Annotated in this window: 18 protein-coding genes, 1 pseudogene and 1 riboswitch; of the genes and pseudogenes, 9 read left to right on the forward strand and 10 right to left on the reverse strand. The window is 42.2% G+C overall.

Going from position 1 to position 19,765, the window contains the following annotated elements:
• The 3 genes from ACNSN2_RS00350 to dapA are packed head-to-tail and all read right to left on the reverse strand — an operon-like array spanning nt 1 to nt 2,846.
• Nucleotides 1-1,206 carry a PLP-dependent decarboxylase gene (locus tag ACNSN2_RS00350; protein ID WP_418608090.1) on the reverse strand — a complete coding sequence of 402 codons (1,206 nt, stop codon included), beginning with the start codon at nt 1,204-1,206 and terminating at the stop codon, nt 1-3.
• Nucleotides 1,206-1,946, reverse strand: a complete 741-nt coding sequence (locus ACNSN2_RS00355; protein WP_109875684.1) for a 2,3,4,5-tetrahydropyridine-2,6-dicarboxylate N-succinyltransferase — start codon at nt 1,944-1,946, stop codon at nt 1,206-1,208. The genes ACNSN2_RS00350 and ACNSN2_RS00355 overlap by 1 nt, the downstream gene beginning before the upstream one ends.
• Nucleotides 1,947-1,961: 15 nt before the next feature.
• Nucleotides 1,962-2,846, reverse strand: a complete 885-nt coding sequence (gene dapA, locus ACNSN2_RS00360; protein ID WP_418608092.1) for a 4-hydroxy-tetrahydrodipicolinate synthase — start codon at nt 2,844-2,846, stop codon at nt 1,962-1,964.
• Nucleotides 2,847-2,973: 127 nt separating this feature from the next.
• A riboswitch (Lysine riboswitch) is annotated at nt 2,974-3,153 on the reverse strand.
• Between the two features lie 187 nt (nt 3,154-3,340).
• Between dapA and ACNSN2_RS00365 the strand changes: the two genes are divergently transcribed.
• From ACNSN2_RS00365 to ACNSN2_RS00390, 6 genes are all read left to right on the forward strand, one after another.
• Nucleotides 3,341-4,039 (forward strand): DNA-3-methyladenine glycosylase I, encoded by a 699-nt coding sequence (locus ACNSN2_RS00365; protein WP_138595590.1) that lies wholly within the window; start codon nt 3,341-3,343, stop codon nt 4,037-4,039.
• An 8-nt stretch (nt 4,040-4,047) separates the two neighbouring features.
• A complete protein-coding gene (locus tag ACNSN2_RS00370) occupies nt 4,048-5,457 on the forward strand; it encodes a protein adenylyltransferase SelO (protein ID WP_418608094.1) in 1,410 nt (469 codons plus the stop codon).
• 322 nt (nt 5,458-5,779) lie between these two features.
• Nucleotides 5,780-6,844 carry an OmpA family protein gene (locus ACNSN2_RS00375; RefSeq protein ID WP_010392045.1) on the forward strand — a complete coding sequence of 355 codons (1,065 nt, stop codon included), beginning with the start codon at nt 5,780-5,782 and terminating at the stop codon, nt 6,842-6,844.
• A gap of 253 nt (nt 6,845-7,097) precedes the next feature.
• Nucleotides 7,098-9,695, forward strand: a complete 2,598-nt coding sequence (gene acnB / locus ACNSN2_RS00380; protein WP_138623575.1) for a bifunctional aconitate hydratase 2/2-methylisocitrate dehydratase — start codon at nt 7,098-7,100, stop codon at nt 9,693-9,695.
• 199 nt (nt 9,696-9,894) lie between these two features.
• A complete protein-coding gene (locus tag ACNSN2_RS00385; RefSeq protein WP_008108423.1) occupies nt 9,895-10,527 on the forward strand; it encodes a 2OG-Fe dioxygenase family protein in 633 nt (210 codons plus the stop codon).
• 10 nt (nt 10,528-10,537) lie between these two features.
• Nucleotides 10,538-11,773, forward strand: coding sequence for a cysteine desulfurase-like protein (locus tag ACNSN2_RS00390; RefSeq protein WP_418608097.1), 1,236 nt, complete (start codon nt 10,538-10,540; stop codon nt 11,771-11,773).
• A 71-nt stretch (nt 11,774-11,844) separates the two neighbouring features.
• On the opposite strand, the gene ACNSN2_RS00395 is transcribed toward ACNSN2_RS00390, so the two are convergent.
• Nucleotides 11,845-12,549 (reverse strand): 2OG-Fe(II) oxygenase, encoded by a 705-nt coding sequence (locus ACNSN2_RS00395; protein ID WP_010392055.1) that lies wholly within the window; start codon nt 12,547-12,549, stop codon nt 11,845-11,847.
• A 30-nt stretch (nt 12,550-12,579) separates the two neighbouring features.
• Here ACNSN2_RS00395 and ACNSN2_RS00400 point away from each other — a divergent pair, with 30 nt between their 5' ends.
• Entirely contained in the window at nt 12,580-12,978 is a 399-nt protein-coding gene (locus ACNSN2_RS00400; RefSeq protein WP_008108428.1) for an acyl-CoA thioesterase, read from the forward strand.
• A gap of 11 nt (nt 12,979-12,989) precedes the next feature.
• Here the strand turns inward: ACNSN2_RS00400 and ACNSN2_RS00405 are convergent, their stop codons facing one another.
• Together ACNSN2_RS00405 and ACNSN2_RS00410 are read right to left on the reverse strand one after the other, a co-directional pair.
• Nucleotides 12,990-13,118, reverse strand: a complete 129-nt coding sequence (locus tag ACNSN2_RS00405; RefSeq protein ID WP_258306477.1) for a hypothetical protein — start codon at nt 13,116-13,118, stop codon at nt 12,990-12,992.
• A gap of 226 nt (nt 13,119-13,344) precedes the next feature.
• A complete protein-coding gene (locus ACNSN2_RS00410) occupies nt 13,345-14,094 on the reverse strand; it encodes a 3-oxoacyl-ACP reductase family protein (protein WP_418608100.1) in 750 nt (249 codons plus the stop codon).
• Nucleotides 14,095-14,218: 124 nt separating this feature from the next.
• Between ACNSN2_RS00410 and ACNSN2_RS00415 the strand changes: the two genes are divergently transcribed.
• Nucleotides 14,219-15,142 carry a LysR family transcriptional regulator gene (locus ACNSN2_RS00415; protein WP_010392061.1) on the forward strand — a complete coding sequence of 308 codons (924 nt, stop codon included), beginning with the start codon at nt 14,219-14,221 and terminating at the stop codon, nt 15,140-15,142.
• Between the two features lie 123 nt (nt 15,143-15,265).
• On the opposite strand, the pseudogene ACNSN2_RS00420 reads toward ACNSN2_RS00415, so the two are convergent.
• The 4 genes and pseudogenes from ACNSN2_RS00420 to ACNSN2_RS00435 all read right to left on the reverse strand — a co-directional run.
• Nucleotides 15,266-15,437, reverse strand: a pseudogene (locus ACNSN2_RS00420) (glycerol kinase); the annotation flags it as partial.
• A 39-nt stretch (nt 15,438-15,476) separates the two neighbouring features.
• Nucleotides 15,477-16,979 (reverse strand): glycerol-3-phosphate dehydrogenase, encoded by a 1,503-nt coding sequence (gene glpD, locus ACNSN2_RS00425; RefSeq protein WP_418609019.1) that lies wholly within the window; start codon nt 16,977-16,979, stop codon nt 15,477-15,479.
• A 14-nt stretch (nt 16,980-16,993) separates the two neighbouring features.
• Nucleotides 16,994-18,499 (reverse strand): glycerol kinase GlpK, encoded by a 1,506-nt coding sequence (glpK, locus tag ACNSN2_RS00430; RefSeq protein WP_418608102.1) that lies wholly within the window; start codon nt 18,497-18,499, stop codon nt 16,994-16,996.
• Between the two features lie 167 nt (nt 18,500-18,666).
• The gene (locus tag ACNSN2_RS00435; RefSeq protein ID WP_418608104.1) at nt 18,667-18,909 is read right to left on the reverse strand and encodes a YdcH family protein; all 243 of its coding nucleotides are present in this window, start codon (nt 18,907-18,909) and stop codon (nt 18,667-18,669) included.
• A gap of 249 nt (nt 18,910-19,158) precedes the next feature.
• Here ACNSN2_RS00435 and ACNSN2_RS00440 point away from each other — a divergent pair, with 249 nt between their 5' ends.
• The gene (locus ACNSN2_RS00440) at nt 19,159-19,740 is read left to right on the forward strand and encodes an anthranilate synthase component II (protein WP_010392074.1); all 582 of its coding nucleotides are present in this window, start codon (nt 19,159-19,161) and stop codon (nt 19,738-19,740) included.
• The last annotated feature ends 25 nt before the right edge of the window (nt 19,741-19,765 follow it).

Genomic DNA, 19,765 nt, shown 5'->3' on the forward strand with positions numbered 1-19,765 from the left:
TTACCTCAAGTAGTGGCTTGCATCTTCTGCTTGGCGAATACAGTTGATTTCGCCATGGTGTATAACATATTCACCGGCCAGTTCATGGCACAAAAAGTACGGCATACTTTCGGTAAAACCATAAGCACCGCATTGACTAAACACCAGCCAGTCATGTTCATTTAAATCGCTCGGTAATTGGTGCTCCCCTAAGCAGTCTAGCGCTGTACATAAAGGTCCGTATAGGCTCATTGCTTGGTTTGCTGCGTTTGAATCTCGTAATAAACGCGTAGGAAAGTCTTGATTAGTAACCGCAGGGCGCAATAAGTGATTAATACCGCCGCTCATAATTACCTGCTGTTGGCCGTAGTTTAATTTGCGCTCAACCACCGGTGTGGCGTAGTGGCCGCATTCGCCTACAGCATAGCGACCTAGTTCCATCCACAGCTCTTTAACACCCGCATCGCGTTTAATCTTTGCAAGGGCTGCTATTAATGCATCCCAGCTTAAAGTCGGGTCATTAAGGGTATAAGGAATACCTAAACCGCCACCTAAATCTAAAATATTCAGGTTTATATTTAAGTTATTAGCAAGGACTGTAAGTGGTGTAATCATTTGCGACCACAGATCTGCAAGTTTGTCGCTGCTGAGCATGTTACCCCACTGAAAAATATGTAGGCCATTAAAGCTCAATTCTGTGTAGTCTTTAGTATTTAGCGATTGCCATTCATCGCACCCTAAGCCAAATGGAGTAAGACTATCACCACCAAGTGGGTTTTTATCACCCTCGGGCCAGCGTAATTGAACACGCAGTAATACTTGCAACTGGCACTGCTGGGCATTGGCTTGTTCGTTTAACCAACGCACCTGATTAAGACTTTCTGCCACAAAGGTGCGTACGCCACGTGCAATAAAATGTTTAATTTGTTTTGGGCTTTTAGCAGGGCCCGTGTTGAGCACGCGCTCGCTGTTAATTCCTTGGGCAAGTACTTGCTCAAGCTCGCCTTTACTGGCGACATCAAAGTTAAAACCAGCGCTATCTAAGCGTTGGATCACGCTAGATAACGGGTTCGCTTTAACCGCATACCAAAGTTTTACCTCGGTTTGTGCTACTAAACGCGTTAAATGTGTGTTCAATGAATCAAGATCATAAACAAAAAAGGGCGTATCAAGTTGGCTTGCTAGCTCATCAATAGCGCTTTTAACGGGCGTGCTCAAAAAGGTCATTAACGTAAAACCTCTTCAAGCAATAATGACGCGTCACTTTGCTCGTCACGGTATTTAACAATTAAGGCACACGACATACTCAAGCCTTGAGCACGGGCCCAGTCGTTTGACGCAGGGCGAGAGCCTGGGATCACAATCGCGTATTCAGGGATTGCTTCGCCTTTATCAAGCTGACGCTCATTAACGCAGTCATAAACAGGGATGGTTGCAGATAAGCGAACACCTGGGGCTAGTACCGCGCCTTTTTTAACTACCACGCCTTCAACAATCACACAGCCTGCACCAATGAATGCATCGTCTTCTATGACCACAGGGCTTGCGCCAATGGGCTCAAGTACCCCGCCTAATTGTACCGCGGCGCTCAAATGAACATTTTTACCCACTTGCGCACATGAGCCAACCAATGCGTGGCTATCTACCATAGTCCCCTCGTCAATAAAGGCGCCAATATTTACGTACGCAGGTGGCATAATAATAGTGCCTTTGGCAACATGTGCACCACGGCGCACACTTGAACCACCTGGCACCATGCGAACGCCTGCTGTGGCTTCAAAGCATTGCGGCGCTAGATTATGTTTATCTACAAAGCCACCAGGAAACTCCATGTTAGTGCCGTTTTTAAATGCCTCTAAAATGCCTTGCTTTACTTCTACGTTAGCGTGCCATTGGCCGTTTTCGTCTTGTGTTGCTGCGCGAACTGCGCCCGTTTCTAAATTATTTAATAGTTCTAACCAGCTCATTATAAAAACCTGTATTTAATGCCAAGATAAAATGGTGTTGTTTGCCGATGAAATGTCATCTGTGTGTGTCAGCTCAAGGTGTGTTAAAGGTGGACGTAAATGCGGACTGCTAATACGCCCTTGTAAATGCATTAACACTTTGACTGGAATAGGGTTTGCTACTGAAAATAAGCTATTGATAGCGCTAGACCACTGAACAAAAAGATTAGGGTGTTGGCCGCTTAAACTGCGCTTTACAAACTCATGGGTTTGCACTGGCCATGCATTGGCTGCAACCGACACTAAACCTTTTGCACCTGCTTGGGCAAAATAAGGCATGAGGGCATCGTCACCACTAAAAATGGCTAGTTCAGGCGCTGCTTGTCGATAGGCTTCAAATTGAGAAATACAGCCACTGGCTTCTTTGAGTGCCCATAAATTTTTATGTTGTTTGAGGTTTTCAATGGTTGCAATGGGAATGCTAATCGCACTACGTCCTGGTACGTTATAAAGCATACAAGGATGAGAACTGGCATTGAGCAGGCTTTCAAACCAATGCGTTTGCCCCACTGCACCGGGTTTGGCGTACAAAGGCGAGCCAAGTAAAAAACCATGAATAGGCAGTTGGTTGCAGTAGTTAACCCATTCAAGCTGCTGCTTTAAGTTACTACCACCGACTGCGACCATAAGCGGGACGCTCGGCTGTAATTGGCAAACATGCTCTACGATGGCTTGCTGCTCTTTTAGGGTCAGGGCTAACCCTTCGCCAGTGCTACCAAGTAATAAAATGCCGTTGTTAGCGGCTTCTTGTTCGGCCACCAAGGTGTCTAAGGTTGCGTAATCAACTAGGCCATTTTGATCAAATGGGGTGATCAGCGCAGTCCATAAATGGAAATTGTTAATATTGAAGTTGTTGATCATCTCTCACGAACTTATAGGGCATTCGTCGAGTTATTGGCGGGTATTTAGGGTGCCTGACTCTTTGAATGTATTTATAATTCGAAGAGCGAATGGGCTTAAATAATAGGGCGCACGGCCTTATTATACTAAGACCAGAAGCTCTCCACCAAATATGTTATTGGTGACAGTCGCTAGGATTCAACCTAGTCGCCCGAAGTAATCTTTCACAAAAAAGTGTTACCTCTCGGCGTTAATTCCCCTCACGTATGCTCAATGGAGTTTGCGCTCCTAACATACGCTACCTGAATAACGCACCTCTTCCAGCCCTTTGCATTTGCTATTGAAAAATCAATTAGCAAATACAATGTAATAGGGTAAGTGTGGCGATTAAACCACTTTAGCCGTCTAGGTGTCAAGTGACTAAATACAGAATAGTTCATCGATAATAGCAACGGTTACGTATTGGCTGCTTTTCTCGTAAACTAGTTTCATGGTCGAAGTAAGGTATTAAGCAGATGGAAAAATTTAGCGATATTTATAAGCGTGCAGTGGAGCGAAAGGGCTCTGAAAAAATGCTTAAATTGTTACTCGAAAAACCTTTATCAACAAAGCAACTCGTCACATTAAGTGATGATGATTGGCTAGAAGAATTTACTCGGAAAGTTTTTCAAAGTGGTTTTTATTGGTCGGTGATCAACAGTAAGTGGGCCGGATTTAGAGAGGTTTTCTGGGATTTCAGTGTTGAAAAATTATTGATGATGCCACCAGACATGTTAGAACAAAAAGCCAGTGACGAACGGATTGTGCGCAATTATAAAAAAGTAAAAACCATTACTGATAATGCGTATATGATCCACGAAGTTGCAGAGCAACACGGCAGCTTTAGTCAGTTTATTGCTAACTGGCCAAGTGAGGATATTATTGGCTTGTGGGCATATTTAAAAAAGCATGGTGCAAGGCTTGGTGGTAATACCGGCCCTTATGCACTGCGCGCCTTGGGGAAAGATACTTTTTTACTTTCAAGAGATGTAGAAAGCTATTTGCGTGCACATAAAATTATAGATGGTGGATTGCAAACTAAAAAGTCACTAAATGCGGCGCAGGCATTCTTTAATGAACTGCAGCAGCAAAGCGGCTTAAGCATGCAAGAGCTAAGCTTAATTGTCGCTTATGGTGTAGGCGACAATCGCGTAGGTATCAGCCAAAAACAATAGGATTAAACATGAAATTAGTGCCAAGGTATACCGACATTGGTGAGGGGTTTGCAATTAGCGATCATCCAGCCAAGGTGACAGCGCCACGGTTATTGTTATGGAATGAGCCCTTAGCCGAACAATTTAATATACAAGTGAATGCAGATTCTCGAGCAAATATATTCAGTGGAAATGAACCTCAAGCAGTTTCTGCAGTTGCATTAGGGTATTCGGGTCATCAGTTTGGTCATTTTTCTCCACGCTTAGGAGACGGCCGAGCGCATTTACTTGGCGCGATCAGTGATGATAAAAACCAGCTTTGGGATTTGCAATTAAAAGGCGCTGGCGCTACGCCATTCTCGCGTGGTGGAGATGGGCGCTGTGCATTAGGACCTGCTATTCGTGAGTACGTAATGAGCGAAGCAATGCATGCGCTTGGCATTCCTACTACGCGTTGTTTAGCCGTGGTTGGTAGTGGTGAAACTGTTTATCGTAACCCGCCGCAACCTGGCGCTATTGTAACGCGACTCGCGAGTAGTCATATTCGAGTTGGCTCGTTTCAATATTTAGCTACCCAAGGCGATTTGACCAGTCTAAAAAACTTAGCCGATTTAGCCATTCAAAGACATTGCCCTGAAATTAACAGCACTGGCGCCCAGCGATACTTGGATTTTCTAGCCGTAGTGATAACCAATCAAGTTAACTTAGTCGTAAGTTGGATGAGGGTGGGGTTTATTCATGGGGTAATGAATACCGACAACACCTTAATTAGTGGTGAAACCATAGATTACGGTCCATGTGCCATGATGAACCAGTTTGATTTTGATACCGTGTTTAGCTCTATTGATAAGCAAGGGCGTTACGCATTTGGTAATCAGCCAAACATGGCGAGTTGGAACTGTGCTCGCTTAGCTGAGAGTCTAATGGCACTAATAAGTGACGACGATGAGCAAGCCGTAGCAATGCTGACACCTATCATTGCAGACTTTTCGACCCAATTTAATCAGCAATTTAGCGCTATGTGGGCACAAAAGTTAGGGCTAACAATAGCTGATGATAAAGATAATGAGCTGGTGGGGGAGTTACTAGGGCTATTAAAAGAACACCAGCTTGATTATACCAATACTTTTAATGCACTCACTGAGTCGTTAAATGGGCAAGCTGAAATACCATCAGCACTTACCTCTTGGGCACAGCAATGGCAAACACGAACTAATGAGCACAGCTATCAAGTGATGCGACAAGCCAATCCGAGCGTGATCCCACGTAACCATATTATTGAAGATATTATTACTCAGTACACTACGCATGGGGATAGTGAGCTACTCAGTCGTTTTAGCAAAGTGATGTCGAGCCCTTACACAAGCCATGCGCAGGCCACTGAGTTTCAAACGCCGCCCGAAGATGATAAGAATTATCGTACTTTTTGCGGTACTTAAGTATGGTTTATTGCATTTTAAAATGAATATAAAAGGTCATTTTTTACCCCTGCGATGTTCATTCATAGAGCAAACTATGAACGAATGATACCATAACATCCATAAAGGCTAGTGATCGTATGGGGTTTAAAGCGATTGTTTGCTTTTTGAGCTAGTCTTTGTTCAGTAACATTTTTTATGGGCTAGTTTTATTATCCTAAGATATTGAAAAAATATATTTGCGTTAAGTATTGATTAACAAAGGCTCAGTTACTGTATAGGTAAGTTAGAAGAGCTAGCAATGCTTAGCTACATTTTTAGTTGTTAAAATGGGAAGAAAACAATGAAATTAAAATCACTTACAATTGCCATAGCGTTAGCTGCAACTAGCGCATCTACTTTTGCTGCCGAACAAGAAGGTTTTTACATTGGTGCGTTCGGTGATTACTACGATGCTTCGTGGAAAAACATGCGTGAGCAGGCTGGCCTTGACGTTAATGAGTCAACAGGTTGGGGTGCTGAATTAGGTTACCGCTTTAATGATTACTGGAGCGCACGTTTAGAATACGCAGACCTAGATTTTAATGCACATGACAAAGTACTTAACAACCGCAACGATATTGACGGCGAACGTTACGGTATCGATGCGCTTTACCACTTTGGCGGCGGCCCTTTTTACGGTTTATTCGGTCTGAAAGACATTGATGTTGTTGATGACAACACGTTTGTAAATGCAGGTGTAGGTTACCGACACTTTGTTACAGACAACTTCTTTGTAAATGCTGAAACCAGTGTTTACCAAGGTTTAGACAAAGGCTACACAGATGTTGGCGCAAAATTAGGTATTAACTACTTTTTCGGCCAAAAATCAGCGCCAGTAGCACCAGTTGAGCCTGCACCACAACCAGAGCCAGAAATTGTTCCAGTGCCGGTAACACTTGCTGATACTGATAAAGATAGCATTCCTGATGTAGATGACAAATGTGCTAACACACCGATGACAGATGCGGTTGATAGTGATGGTTGTACACTTTATGAAGATACTGAAGTAACAGTAAGCTTGTTAGTAACATTCCCTAACAATGACTCGTCAGTTTCACAGCAGTACTTAAATGATATTGACGAAGTAGCGTCTTTCTTAAAAGAGTACCCAGATACAACTGTACTTCTTGAAGGTCATACGTCTGCAGTAGGTAAAGCGTCTTACAATAAATGGTTATCTAAAAAACGTGCTGATGCAGTAGCTAAAAAGCTAATTGCTGATGGTATTGCAGAAGATCGCATTACAACAGCTGGCTTAGGCGAAGAACGCCTTAAAAATGAAGCGAATACGGCACAAGCACACGCTGAAAACCGTCGTGTTGAAGCACACGTAAAATCTATTAAACGTGTAAAAGTACTACGTTAATAGTTTCTAATTAAGTAAAAACCCAGCTTATGCTGGGTTTTTTTATGGCTGTTAATAAGTATTCATGAAAGTTGATTTTATGAAATTCACTATTCATATTATTAATAATCGATATAACTAGTTGCCCAAGTGGATGGATTTTAATCTATGTATAAAAGCTTTATAATCGAGCGTTAGAATACTATAAGTATTGGGTTATAGTGTGTTTTGTAAACACTACCGAATACTTTCACGTCACCAAGAGGGCAATACTGTGCTACAAGAATATCGTAAACACGTAGAAGAACGTGCCGCGTTAGGTATCGTACCAGCGCCATTAGATGCTCAGCAAACGGCTGATCTTATTGAGCTAATTAAAACTCCACCGGCAGGTGAAGAAGAATTCGTCCTAGAACTACTAATCAATCGTGTACCGCCGGGTGTCGATGATGCAGCCTATATTAAAGCTGGTTTTTTAGCGGCAGTTGCAAAAGGTGAAGCCGTTTCTCCACTTCTTTCTAAAGAAAAAGCAGCTGAATTGCTTGGTACTATGCTTGGTGGCTACAATATCGCGCCAATGGTTGACCTACTTGATGACGAAGCGTTAGCGCCAATCGTAGTTAAGGGCCTTGCAAACACATTACTAATGTTTGATGCGTTTTACGATGTAGAAGAAAAAGCAAAAGCAGGTAATACATACGCCAAACAAATCATTGAGTCTTGGGCTGCCGCAGAATGGTTTACTAATAAGCCAGCTGTTGCTGAAAAGATCTCGGTTACTGTATTTAAAGTCACTGGTGAGACAAACACGGATGACTTATCACCCGCTCCAGATGCATGGTCACGTCCTGATATTCCACTTCACGCACTAGCGATGCTTAAAACAGAACGTGATGGTATTAATCCTGACAAAAACGGTGAAGTAGGTCCTGTCACTCAACTTGAAGAATTAAAAACTAAAGGCTTACCACTTGCTTACGTAGGTGATGTTGTTGGTACCGGGTCTTCACGTAAATCTGCTACTAACTCTGTGCTTTGGTTTATGGGTGCTGATATCCCATTTGTCCCAAATAAGCGCGTAGGTGGTGTCTGTTTAGGTAACAAGATTGCGCCTATCTTTTTCAATACAATGGAAGACTCGGGTGCATTACCAATCGAATTAAATGTTGATGAATTCAACATGGGTGACCAAATCGACATTTACCCTTATGAAGGGGTTGTTAAACGTCACGGTACTGATGACGTGATCTCTACGTTCACACTTAAATCAGAGGTCATTCTTGATGAGGTTCGTGCTGGTGGTCGTATTCCACTGATCATTGGTCGCGGTCTTACAGACAAAGCACGTACATCACTGGGTTTAGGTGCAACTGACGTATTTAAAGTACCAGCAGTTACTGAAGTGTCAGATAAAGGCTTTACGCTTGCGCAAAAAATGGTGGGTAAAGCATGTAATGTTGCCGGTATTCGCCCAGGCCAATACTGTGAACCAAAAATGACTACGGTTGGCTCGCAAGATACCACGGGTCCTATGACACGTGATGAGCTTAAAGACTTAGCCTGTTTAGGCTTCTCTGCAGATTTAACCATGCAGTCTTTCTGTCATACATCGGCTTACCCTAAACCAATTGACGTAAATACGCATCATACACTTCCTGATTTCATCATGAACCGTGGTGGTGTATCGCTTCGTCCTGGTGATGGTGTAATTCACTCATGGTTGAACCGTATGTTATTACCAGACACCGTAGGTACCGGTGGTGATTCACATACGCGTTTCCCATTAGGTATTTCATTCCCTGCGGGTTCAGGTGCGGTCGCATTTGCAGCAGCAACAGGTGTTATGCCACTTGATATGCCTGAATCGATTTTGGTTCGTTTTAAAGGTGAAATGCAGCCTGGTATCACGTTGCGTGACCTCGTTCATGCCATCCCTTACTACGGTATTAAAGAAGGGCTATTAACGGTTGAGAAGAAAGGTAAAATCAACGAGTTCTCTGGTCGTATACTAGAAATTGAAGGAGTTGAGCACTTAACTGTTGAGCAAGCATTTGAACTATCAGATGCATCAGCAGAGCGTTCAGCTGCAGGTTGTACTGTTAAGCTTTCTAAAGAGTCGATCAGCGAATACCTTGAGTCTAACATTGTTATGCTTAAGTGGATGATTTCTGAAGGCTACGGTGATGTACGTACAATCGAACGTCGTATTACAGCAATGCAAGAATGGCTAGCTAACCCAGAACTAATGGAAGCGGATAAAGATGCTGAGTACAAGCATGTGCTTGAAATCGACTTAGCTGACATTAAAGAGCCGGTACTTTGTGCGCCAAATGATCCAGATGATGCGCGTTTACTGTCTGATGTAACAGGCGAGAAAATCGATGAAGTATTTATCGGTTCTTGTATGACTAACATTGGTCACTTCCGTGCCGCAGGTAAATTACTCGATGGCTTTACTGGTCGTATTCCAACACAGCTTTGGGTTGCACCGCCAACTAAGATGGACAAAGACCAGCTTACGGACGAAGGTTACTACGGTATCTTTGGTCGTGTTGGAGCACGTATTGAAACGCCTGGGTGTTCACTGTGTATGGGTAACCAAGCACGTGTTGCAGATAAAGCAACGGTTGTGTCTACCTCAACACGTAATTTCCCTAACCGTTTAGGTACAGGCGCAAATGTGTTCTTAGCTTCAGCAGAGCTGGCAGCAGTAGCGGCAATTTTAGGTAAATTACCTACTCCGGCTGAGTACCAAGAATATGCAGCGAAAATCAATGCAACGGCAGCAGATACCTACCGTTACTTGAACTTCCACCGTATGCCTCAATACACTAAAAAAGCAGACAACGTAATTATTCAGCAAGCTGTATAATTAATAGAGTTTGAATGAAAAGCCCGCTTCGGCGGGTTTTTTGTCGTTTGAATTTAATTTGGATTATTCATGCTTTAATAATCTTATATTGAATTAAATTTAAGTATTATTTACTTTTTAGTTGAATAATAAAGCAAAAAATCCTCGCTATATGCATTAAAATCCCTGCCAATATTATCATTATTATAAGCAGGATTTTATGACCGCATTAAACAACCAGAATTTACTGCAACTTCGTTTTATTAACCAAGCCAACATTGATTTGGTTAAGCCTTCTTTTGATAACTTACCTGCAAACCCATATGCAGATGGTGCGTTTCGCAAACGCCGTTATTCAGTAGTTAAACTACAAAATGGTGAGCTTAATCTTCAAGCGACTAAAGCGTTTGTGCAAGACGATTCAATTAATACCTTTCAAGGTAATGTTGAACGTACTTACGAAAATTTAGAGCAAAGCTTGCTTGAGTCTGAGGGTATGAAAAGTATTGTTAGCGAATTTTGTGCGATTACCGGTATTGATGCAGAGCGTGATATTGAAATTCACCAATTTAGAATGCTTGCCATTGATAGCGACACGCCAGCAGCCCCAGAAGGTGTGCATCAAGACGGGTTTGATCATGTGTGTGTATGTGGTGTTTCTCATGAGAATTTAGAAGGTGGTGAGCTATTGGTTTATGAAAACCAACAAGCTGAACCTTGTTTTAAAATGGAAATAAAAGACGGCATGTTTGCACTAATTAATGACCGTCAGGTATGGCATAACGCCACGCCAATGAACAAAATTGATGCTAACAAACCAGGTTACCTGGATTGTTTTGTACTAACTGCTTAAGAGAAATAAAATGAATTTAATGCAATTGCGCGCGCAATTTCCTGCTTTAATGCAAACGGTTGATGGCAAGTCACCGGTATTTTTAGATGGGCCTGGTGGCTCACAAGTACCCCAGCAGGTACTCAGTGCCATGACCGCTTATTTAGGGCATTACAATTCAAACTTGGGCGGTGCGTTTTTCTCAAGTGACAAAACGGTTGAGTTAATGGCTAATGCGCGTCAAGCGGCGGCTGATTTGTTAAATGCGCCTAGTGCACAAAATATTGTGTTTGGCCCGAACATGACCAGCCTTACGTTTAGCTTCAGTCGTGCGATTTCACGCAGTTGGCAAGCAGGCGATGAAATTATTGTGACCAATGCAGATCATTTTTCAAATGTATCGTCTTGGCAGCAAGCCGCTGAAGATAAAGGTGCAGTGGTTAACACTGCGCTAATTAACGAAGCCGATTGCAGTTTAGATATGGTGCATTTTGAAAGCTTATTAAACGCTAACACTAAATTGGTTGCCGTTACGTATGCATCAAATACCACTGGCTCTATTAACGATATTAAACGCATTATAGAGCTTGCGCACAATGTCGGTGCATTGGTGTATGTTGATGCTGTGCATTATGCCCCTCATGAACTAATCGATGTGCAAGCGTTAGATTGTGACTTTTTAGCGTGCTCTGCATATAAGTTTTTTGGCCCGCACTTAGGTATGGTTTACGGTAAAGCTTCGCATTTAGAAGGGTTTACACCTTATAAAGTAGAGCCAGCAAAAGATATTGCTCCTGGTCGTTGGGAAACTGGTACCCAAAGTTTTGAAGCACTATCGGGCTTTATTGCGGCGGTTGATTACATTGCGGCAATTAGCGAACTTGATGACAGTCACTCACGCCGAGAAAAACTGCGTGTTGCGTTTGAAAAAACGAAACAACACGAGATGGCGCTTAGTGAATACTTTTTAACACGCCTGGTTAATTATCCGCGTATTAAATTGTTTGGTATTGATGACTTAGAACGCTTAAGTGAGCGTACCCCTACGTTTGCACTGACCTTTGAAGGGTTAGAGCCTCGCCAAGTGTCTGAATTTTTAGGCAAACAACATGTATGTGTATGGGATGGTAATTTTTACGCCCAAGGTTTATGCAAACAACTTGGTGTGCTTGATAAGGGCGGCGTAGTACGCATTGGTTGCATGCACTACAACACTCTAGAAGAAATGGACACGCTATTTAATTTGTTTGATGAGCTACTAGGTTAATCCCTTATTTATTCAATACTTTTTAAAGCCATAAGTAAAAATTACTTATGGCTTTTTTATTGGCTGATTACCTAGCTTTGTGGCGTTCCATATATTTGCTCTGCTCGATTGAACAAAACCCATGAGGTTAAAATATACTTATCATTTGATACTGGCTTATTGCCTCTATGTGTATGCGTGAAATATCCTGGAGCAACCACCATGGAGCCTTTTTTAGGGGCTATTTTACGATTTTGATAATAAAACTCGGTTTCTCCGCCTTCTTCAACATCATTTAAATAAAACATAAATAACAATACCCGGTGCAGGGCTTCATTATGTTGTAACTGCGGATACACCTCACTATGCCAATACGGATAGCCCCCTTTATTGACCTCATATTTTTGTGCTTGAATATTACCGAGCCTAAAAATTTGCTGCACCAATAAAGGAAGTTGTGGTTTACCTACTTCGTCATAATTGGCATGAGTCAAATCTACCGGCTGACCTGTTTTTGGGTGATATACTTTTAAACCAAATGCCCCAATCATCATAAAAATATGTTCTTCAATGTATTTAAAAACATACTGTGCAGTGGTTTGTTGAATATGTTTTAATTGTTCTGCGTATTCAGGATGATTGTTTAAGTGCAGGTCGTGGCTATCTTTTTTATTAAGATCAACGCCGCCCGATGTCATCCCTTGTTTAATATGCGGGCTTTGAGAAAAGGTGGTGATAAAGTTATCACAAAAGTCACTGCTGAGCGCGTTGTCATATACGCGGATAAAGTCCGTCATGAGTTACCTGTTTAATTATTATGGATTATTATGTTTACTGAAAAAGTGATGCCGCGCTTTAGCGAAACGGATGCACTCGGACACATCAACAATACCGTACTCCCAGTTTGGTTTGAAGCCGCCCGAGTACCTATTTTTAAATTTTTTACCCCTGATCTTAATCCTCACAACTGGAAGTTAATTATTGCTAAGGTTGAAGTGTCGTTTGTCGGCGAGCTATTTTATGCTCATGAAGTGACAATTAACACCAGCATAGAGCAGATTGGTAATAGCTCATTTGTGATCCGCCAAGAAGCCTGGCAGCAAGATAAGTGTTGCGCTATTGGTAAAACGGTCATGGTACGTTATGACTTTGCCAGCAAAACAAAGCAAATGCTTTCGGCTGATGAAAAAGCTGCATTAACACAGCACCTTGTTGCAACGAGTTAATCGCAGTTTAGCTATGACTTAGTTAAATATTGCCCTAAGGCAATGACTTGTTTTTCAGTAAAGCGTAGTCCGAGCTTAGTTCTGCGCCACAATATATCTGCGTTAGTTCTTAACCATTCATGGTTAACTAAGTGTGCCATAGCTGCGCGCTATACGTTTTAAGGTGTCGATTGGTAGCCTCTTTTTTGTGGGCTCCAGTATTTAATATTGGATTTTTATGTTGTGACAGCTAATTGCTATTTGTAGGTATGCTAAAAAGGTTGGCCTTGAAATAGGCCAACCATAGTACTTCTCTTTACTGACCATGTATCGATGATTGCTGAAGTTAGATTGATAAATCACGAGTTACTCGACCGCATATCTTGATTAAGCGGAAAATCCACCGTCGATCATCAAGTCAGCGCCAGTGATATAACCCGCTTCTGAGCTAGCAACGAATGCAACTAAGCTCGCAATCTCCTCCACTTGACCATAACGACCAAGTGCACCTATTGCTTTTACAGGCTCCGAAGTATCGCCATTGTCTGGGTTTAAGTCAGTATCGACTGGACCAGGAAGAATGTTATTAACTGTAATGCCTCTAGGGCCTAGATCGCGAGAGAGACCTTTAACCAATCCGGTTAGTGCAGACTTACTCATTCCATATATTGAACCGCCAGCAAAAGGAATGCGCTGAGCGTTCGTACTACTGATATTGATTATTCTGCCATTATTTTTCATGCGTTTCGCGGCTTCATGAATAGCCACAAACACACTTCTTACATTGGTATTAATGGTCTTGTCCCAATTATCCATTGTCAATTTTTCAATACTGTCCCAGATCAGCGTACCTGAGTTATTTACGACAATATCAATTTGACCAAGTTGTTCTATGGTTTCGCTGATTGCATTTCTGATATCTTCAGGCTTAGTGCTATCCGCCTTTATTGCGATGACTTTGCTACCTTGTGAAGTTAAGTTCTCAGCAATCGCTTTAGCTTTTTCGTGAGATGACACAAATGTAAAAGCAACAGACGCTCCCTCCAATGCCAACCTCTCAACAATGGCGGCACCAATACCGCGACTGCCACCTTGGATAAAAGCAACCTTCCCACTGAATCTATTGAAGTTATTCATTATGTTTACCTTAATTAAAATTAGTTGATGTGAATAATCTCGTTGATGTATGCAGAATAATCGATTCACATTGGTTTATTAAGTCTTTAAAATGATAAACACAAAGTCCTGCAGGGAATTAATGATGTTAAAAAGCCAATTTATAGAAGTTCGTCACTTTGTCACCGTTGCGCAGTTGGGGAGTTTTACCCTTGCGGCTCAAGCGCTTGGAATGACCGGTTCAGCTTTAAGTAAAAGCGTTGCTCGACTAGAAAAACAGCTAGGCACCAAACTCCTTCATCGAACAACTCGACGCATCGCGTTAACCAATGATGGGGATTCCTATTTAGCCGACTGCCTTAAAGCGATGACCATTTTAGAGGAAGCAGAGAAGCGCTTAAGCAATCAACAGTTATTGCCATCAGGGCGTGTGCGTATTGATTTACCCGCAGTTCTCGGTAGAAGAGCAATCCTACCCAAGTTGCTAGAATTAACGTCCAAGTTCGAGCAATTAGATCTATCTATTACCTTTAATGACCGTCCTACGGATTTAGTTAGTGATGGGATTGATCTTGCGATCCGCGTTGGGCACTTAGAAAACTCGGGCGATATTGTTGCACGTAAAATTGGGGAGCAAAAAAGGGTGATATGTGCCTCTCCCTCTTATTTGGCAACTCGAGGGCCGATTACCAAAAAAGAAGATCTAGCCCAACATGATTGCATCGTCGGTTGGCCTATAGGACAAAGGCATAGTTGGCTGCTGAAAAATGCTAAAGGGGCAACCGAATCTGTTGATATTTCAGCACGTCATGAGATAGCCGACTGTGAAGGTATTTTGCAATCGACTTTATCTGATGCAGGTTTAGCTCAACTACCAGTATGGTTAGTGAAGCAATACCTTGATGATGGGCAATTATGCCCTGTATTAGAGAAATTCAATGGCGAAGGAGCACCCATCAGTATTGTTTGGCTAAAAACACCTTACATTCTGCCTAAAATAAGAGTCACCATAGATGAGATTATTACTTTAGCTAGCCGTCATCCAGATGTTTTTGAGGCTTCTTTGTGATTTTGATTAATCGAAGTACGACATCGCAGGTACTTTTAGTATTATTGTGTGCGCCCATAAGTATTCTTGTGTTTACTTGCTCACTCTTGTCGTCAGTGCTATTGAAAAGTCTAACTTGTTCAATGCAATACAATGTAGCCATTTTGCGTATAAATCGTTGCGCTCTTCACTGCTTATACTTGGTTCAAAGCGGCGAACGCTTGGCAAGCTGCGCAGTTGATTCATACACCTCAGTTTGTAATCCTGCTAAGTAAGTCACCCCCAGTGAGGTGGTTTCGGTTAAAGTAAGGCGCTCACTCATCACAGCACCTTGTTGCAACGAGTTAATCGCAGTTTAGTCGTGGCAAGCAGGATGTTTAGTCAAATATTGCCCTAAGGCAATGACTTGTTTTTCAGTAAAGCGTAGTCCGAGCTTAGTTCTGCGCCACAATATATCTGCGCTGTTTTTTGCCCATTCATGGTTAACTAAGTAATCAACTTCTTGTGCATATAAGCCATGGCCAAAGTGATAACCTAAATCGCCGATTGCTTGGCTTTTACCCAATAATTGAAAACTAAGCGTGCCATAACTGCGAACCATACGTTTTAAGGTGTCGATTGACAGCCAAGGGTAGCTGCTTTCTAACTGAGCGATAAGGTATGCTTGGTTACTAAAGTCGCCGCCTGGTAAAGGGGTGTTTTTCGTCCACGAGCCACTCATTTTTGGGTAAAAAGGCGCTAACTTATTGACGGCATTTTCTGCAAGCTTTCTATAAGTGGTAATTTTGCCACCAAACACACTTAATAATGGAGCATGATCAGCCTCATTATTTAATATCAGTTTGTAATCGCGGGTGACCGCTTGGGCATCTGTTGATTTGTCATCTAACAGCGGGCGCACGCCACTAAATGTGTGCACAATATCCGCTTCGCTTATTGGCTTTTTAAAGTAATGATTAGTAATACTGATCAGGTATTCGATTTCTTGCTCACTAATTTTTACATCAGTAATATCGCCGGTGTACTCTTCATCCGTGGTGCCAATTAGTGAGTAATCTTGCTCATAAGGAATCACAAATACAATACGGTTATCCTCGTTTTGTAAAATATAGGCAACCGGCTGGCTGTGGATCCGAGGCACCACAATGTGACTGCCTTTTACAAGACGAACAGTATGTGGTGTGGGCTGGGTAAATACATCTTCAAATAATGACGCGACCCAAGGGCCAGCAGCATTTACAACACTTTTAGCTTTAATATTTAGGTGTTGTTTGCTGGCTTGCTGCTCTAAAGTCACATCCCAATAGTCTGCGTTACGGGTGGCTTTAATACAGCGCGTGCGTGTTGCAATGGTGGCGCCCAAATTATGCGCTGCTTGTGCGTTTAAAATCACTAAGCGCGCGTCATCAACCCAGCCGTCTGCGTATTCAAAGCCTTGGGTGATGCTGCTGTTAAGTACGCTATCGCGGTTAAACTCAATCGCTTTTGAAGCGGGTAAAGTATTACGCCAAGCTAGATGGTCATAAATAAATAACCCCATGCGGATCATCCATGGCGAACGCAAATGTGCTTGGTGCGGCAGTCGAAAAGACAGTGGCCACATAATATGAGGTGCTTTTTTTAACAGTACTTCACGCTCACGCAAGGCCTCTCTTACCAATCTAAATTGATAGTTCTCTAAATAGCGAAGCCCGCCATGAATAAGTTTGCTGCTATTAGAAGAGGTAGCAGAGGCTAAATCGTTCTGCTCACATAAGAGTACTTTTAAGCCACGACCACTAGCATCGGCTGCAATGCCAGCGCCATTAATACCGCCGCCAATAATGAGTAAGTCATATTCGTTGTCGTGTGAGCTCATAGATTTCACAGTGTTTAGTCTCTCTCGTCGTCAGTGCTATTAGAAAGTCTAACTTGTGCAATGCAATGTAGCCACTTTGCGTATAAATCGTTGCGCTCTTCACTGCTCATGGTTGGTTCAAAGCGACGATCGCTTTTCCACATGTTGGCAAGCTGCGCAGTAGATTCATATACCCCAGTTTGCAGGCCTGCTAAGTAGGCAACCCCCAATGAAGTGGTTTCGGTCAAGGTTGGGCGTTCAACGCTTGCGCCTAAAATGTTAGCTAAAAATGCCATGGCCCAATTATTGTTTGCCATGCCGCCATCAACTCTTAAAATACTAGGGCGAAGTCCGTCACCCTCCATGGCTTTTTGTAAATCTTTGGTTTGATAACCCACCGACTGCAAGGCAGCTGCGACAATAGTACTAATGCCTGAATCTCGGGTTAGGCCTAAAATAGCGCCTCTTGCATTTGCATCCCAATAGGGCGCTCCTAAGCCAGTAAACGAGGGCACTAAAAACACCCCATGATCTAAAGGAACACCTTTGACAAGGGCTTCACTTTCACCTGCGTTTTCTAATAGTTTTAGGCCTTCTACTATCCACTGCATGGTGGCACCAGCCATAAAAATGCTGCCTTCAATCGCATAGGTTGGTTTGCCGTTGAGCCGATATGCAAGAGTGGTTAATAAACGATTACTTGATTTTAGTGCTTTATCGCCAGTGTTAAGCATTAAAAAGCAGCCTGTTCCGTAGGTGCTTTTTGCCATACCTTCTTCAAAACAGGCTTGACCAATTAAAGCCGCTTGCTGATCGCCAGCAATACCACAAATAGGAATTTCACTACCGAACAACTCGCTGCTTGTTAACCCAAAATCAGCCGCTGAGTCCATTACCTCAGGTAACATAGCCAGTGGGATATCAAATAAAGCCAGTAATTCTTCATCCCAGCATTGCTGATGAATATTAAACAGTAAAGTTCGTGAGGCATTAGTGGCATCGGTTTTGTGCACTTTACCGTCGGTTAATTGCCACAATAAGTAGGTATCTACCGTGCCAAATGCTAGTTCACCTGCATGTGCTTGCTCTTTAGCGCCAGTAACGTTATCTAAAATCCAACGAACTTTGGTTGCAGAAAAATAAGGGTCGAGTACTAAACCGGTTTTATCATTCACCATTTTTGTATGCCCGGCATGACGTAAACTATCGCAATATTCACTAGTGCGTCGGTCTTGCCATACAATCGCGTTATAAATAGGTTGCCCAGTTTTTTTATTCCACACTAAAGTGGTTTCTCGCTGATTAGCAATGCCGATGGCAATTATGTCGGCGGCGGTTACTTGTTGCTGCGCTAAGAGGTTTTTGACGCTGGTTAATACAGTTTGCCAAATATCTACAGGGTCGTGTTCAACCCAACCATTTTTTACAAAATGCTGAGGGAAGGTTTGTTGAGCACTCCCTATCATCTGTGCATCTTTGCTATATAAAATAGCCCGAGAGCTTGTCGTTCCTTGATCAATCGAGAGTAAGTATTTAGCCATAAAAATAACGTTGTTTAATTTAGATAAAGATAGCTTGTCTTTAAGCGAAACGAATAGCAATGCTTTTGCACCATAATGGTTAAAATTATAGATTAGCAGAGGGTAGGAGAGGGAAATGATAATTAAATTATGGCGCCTATTATTTAATAGACGCCAAGCAATAGTGATTAATTAGTACTCGTTAATTGTTGATGTAACCAATCTTTTAATATCATTCTGTCGTGCTTTAGCTGCTGCATAGCTTCGTCATCGATAGGTGAATCTTGTAGTTCAAGTACCCGAATTTCTTTATCGATTTCATTGTATTGTTTTGCTTTAGTAGCAAAGTTTTCATCATTTGCATTGAGTTTTGCAATTGTTTGCGTGTAATCAGGAAAGTCTTTAGTTAATGAATGGTCTTCGCCTAACATAGGTTACTCCTTGCTTATACGTATTTAATGCGTTGTTGGATAATGCAGGTCACTTTACTGATAGACAGTTTGTAACTACTGAATTACTCATATAATAGAGCTTGGGCTGATTTAAAATAAATCAACCATTGCTGATTGTAAGCGAGCTATTTGTATTAGCTGAGCTGCAAAACACTGACACCTGCAAAGCCTTCAGTTAGAATATGCATGCAATAACCATCCGCCTAATTACTTTGAGTACTTTAATACATGCTTTTAATGATCGATAACTACGACTCGTTTACCTACAATTTGGTACAGTATTTTCAACGATTAGATCAAGAAGTGGTGGTAAAACGTAACGACCAAATAACGCTGAGCGAAATTAAACAGTTAAACCCCGATCATATTGTGATTTCTCCAGGCCCTAAAAGCCCAAGTGAAGCGGGAGTATCGTTATCTGTTGTAGAGCAATTTAAAGGAACTTATCCTATATTAGGTATTTGTTTGGGGCACCAAACCATTGCTCAGGTGCTAGGTGGTAAGGTGGTGCGCGCTAAACAGGTTATGCATGGAAAAACATCGCCAATTTATCATCAGCATCAAGGTATGTTTAAAGGTTTACCCAACCCGCTGACAGTGTGCCGCTACCATTCTTTAATTGTTGAAGCACACTCATTGCCTAAAGAACTAGAAGTAACAGCATGGACACAAAGCAACACTGGGCTGCGTGATGAAATTATGGGATTGTTGCATAACGAGCTCGCACTTGAAGGCGTGCAGTTTCACCCTGAAGCAATTTTGACCGAGCAAGGCTTAGCCTTACTTGATAACTTTTTAACGCGCTTCTAGGCTTATACCTGTAAGCTATTTTCCT

This window comes from Pseudoalteromonas sp. US3C1013, assembly GCF_048401115.1.
In the GTDB taxonomy this organism is placed as follows: Bacteria; Pseudomonadota; Gammaproteobacteria; order Enterobacterales; family Alteromonadaceae; genus Pseudoalteromonas; species Pseudoalteromonas undina.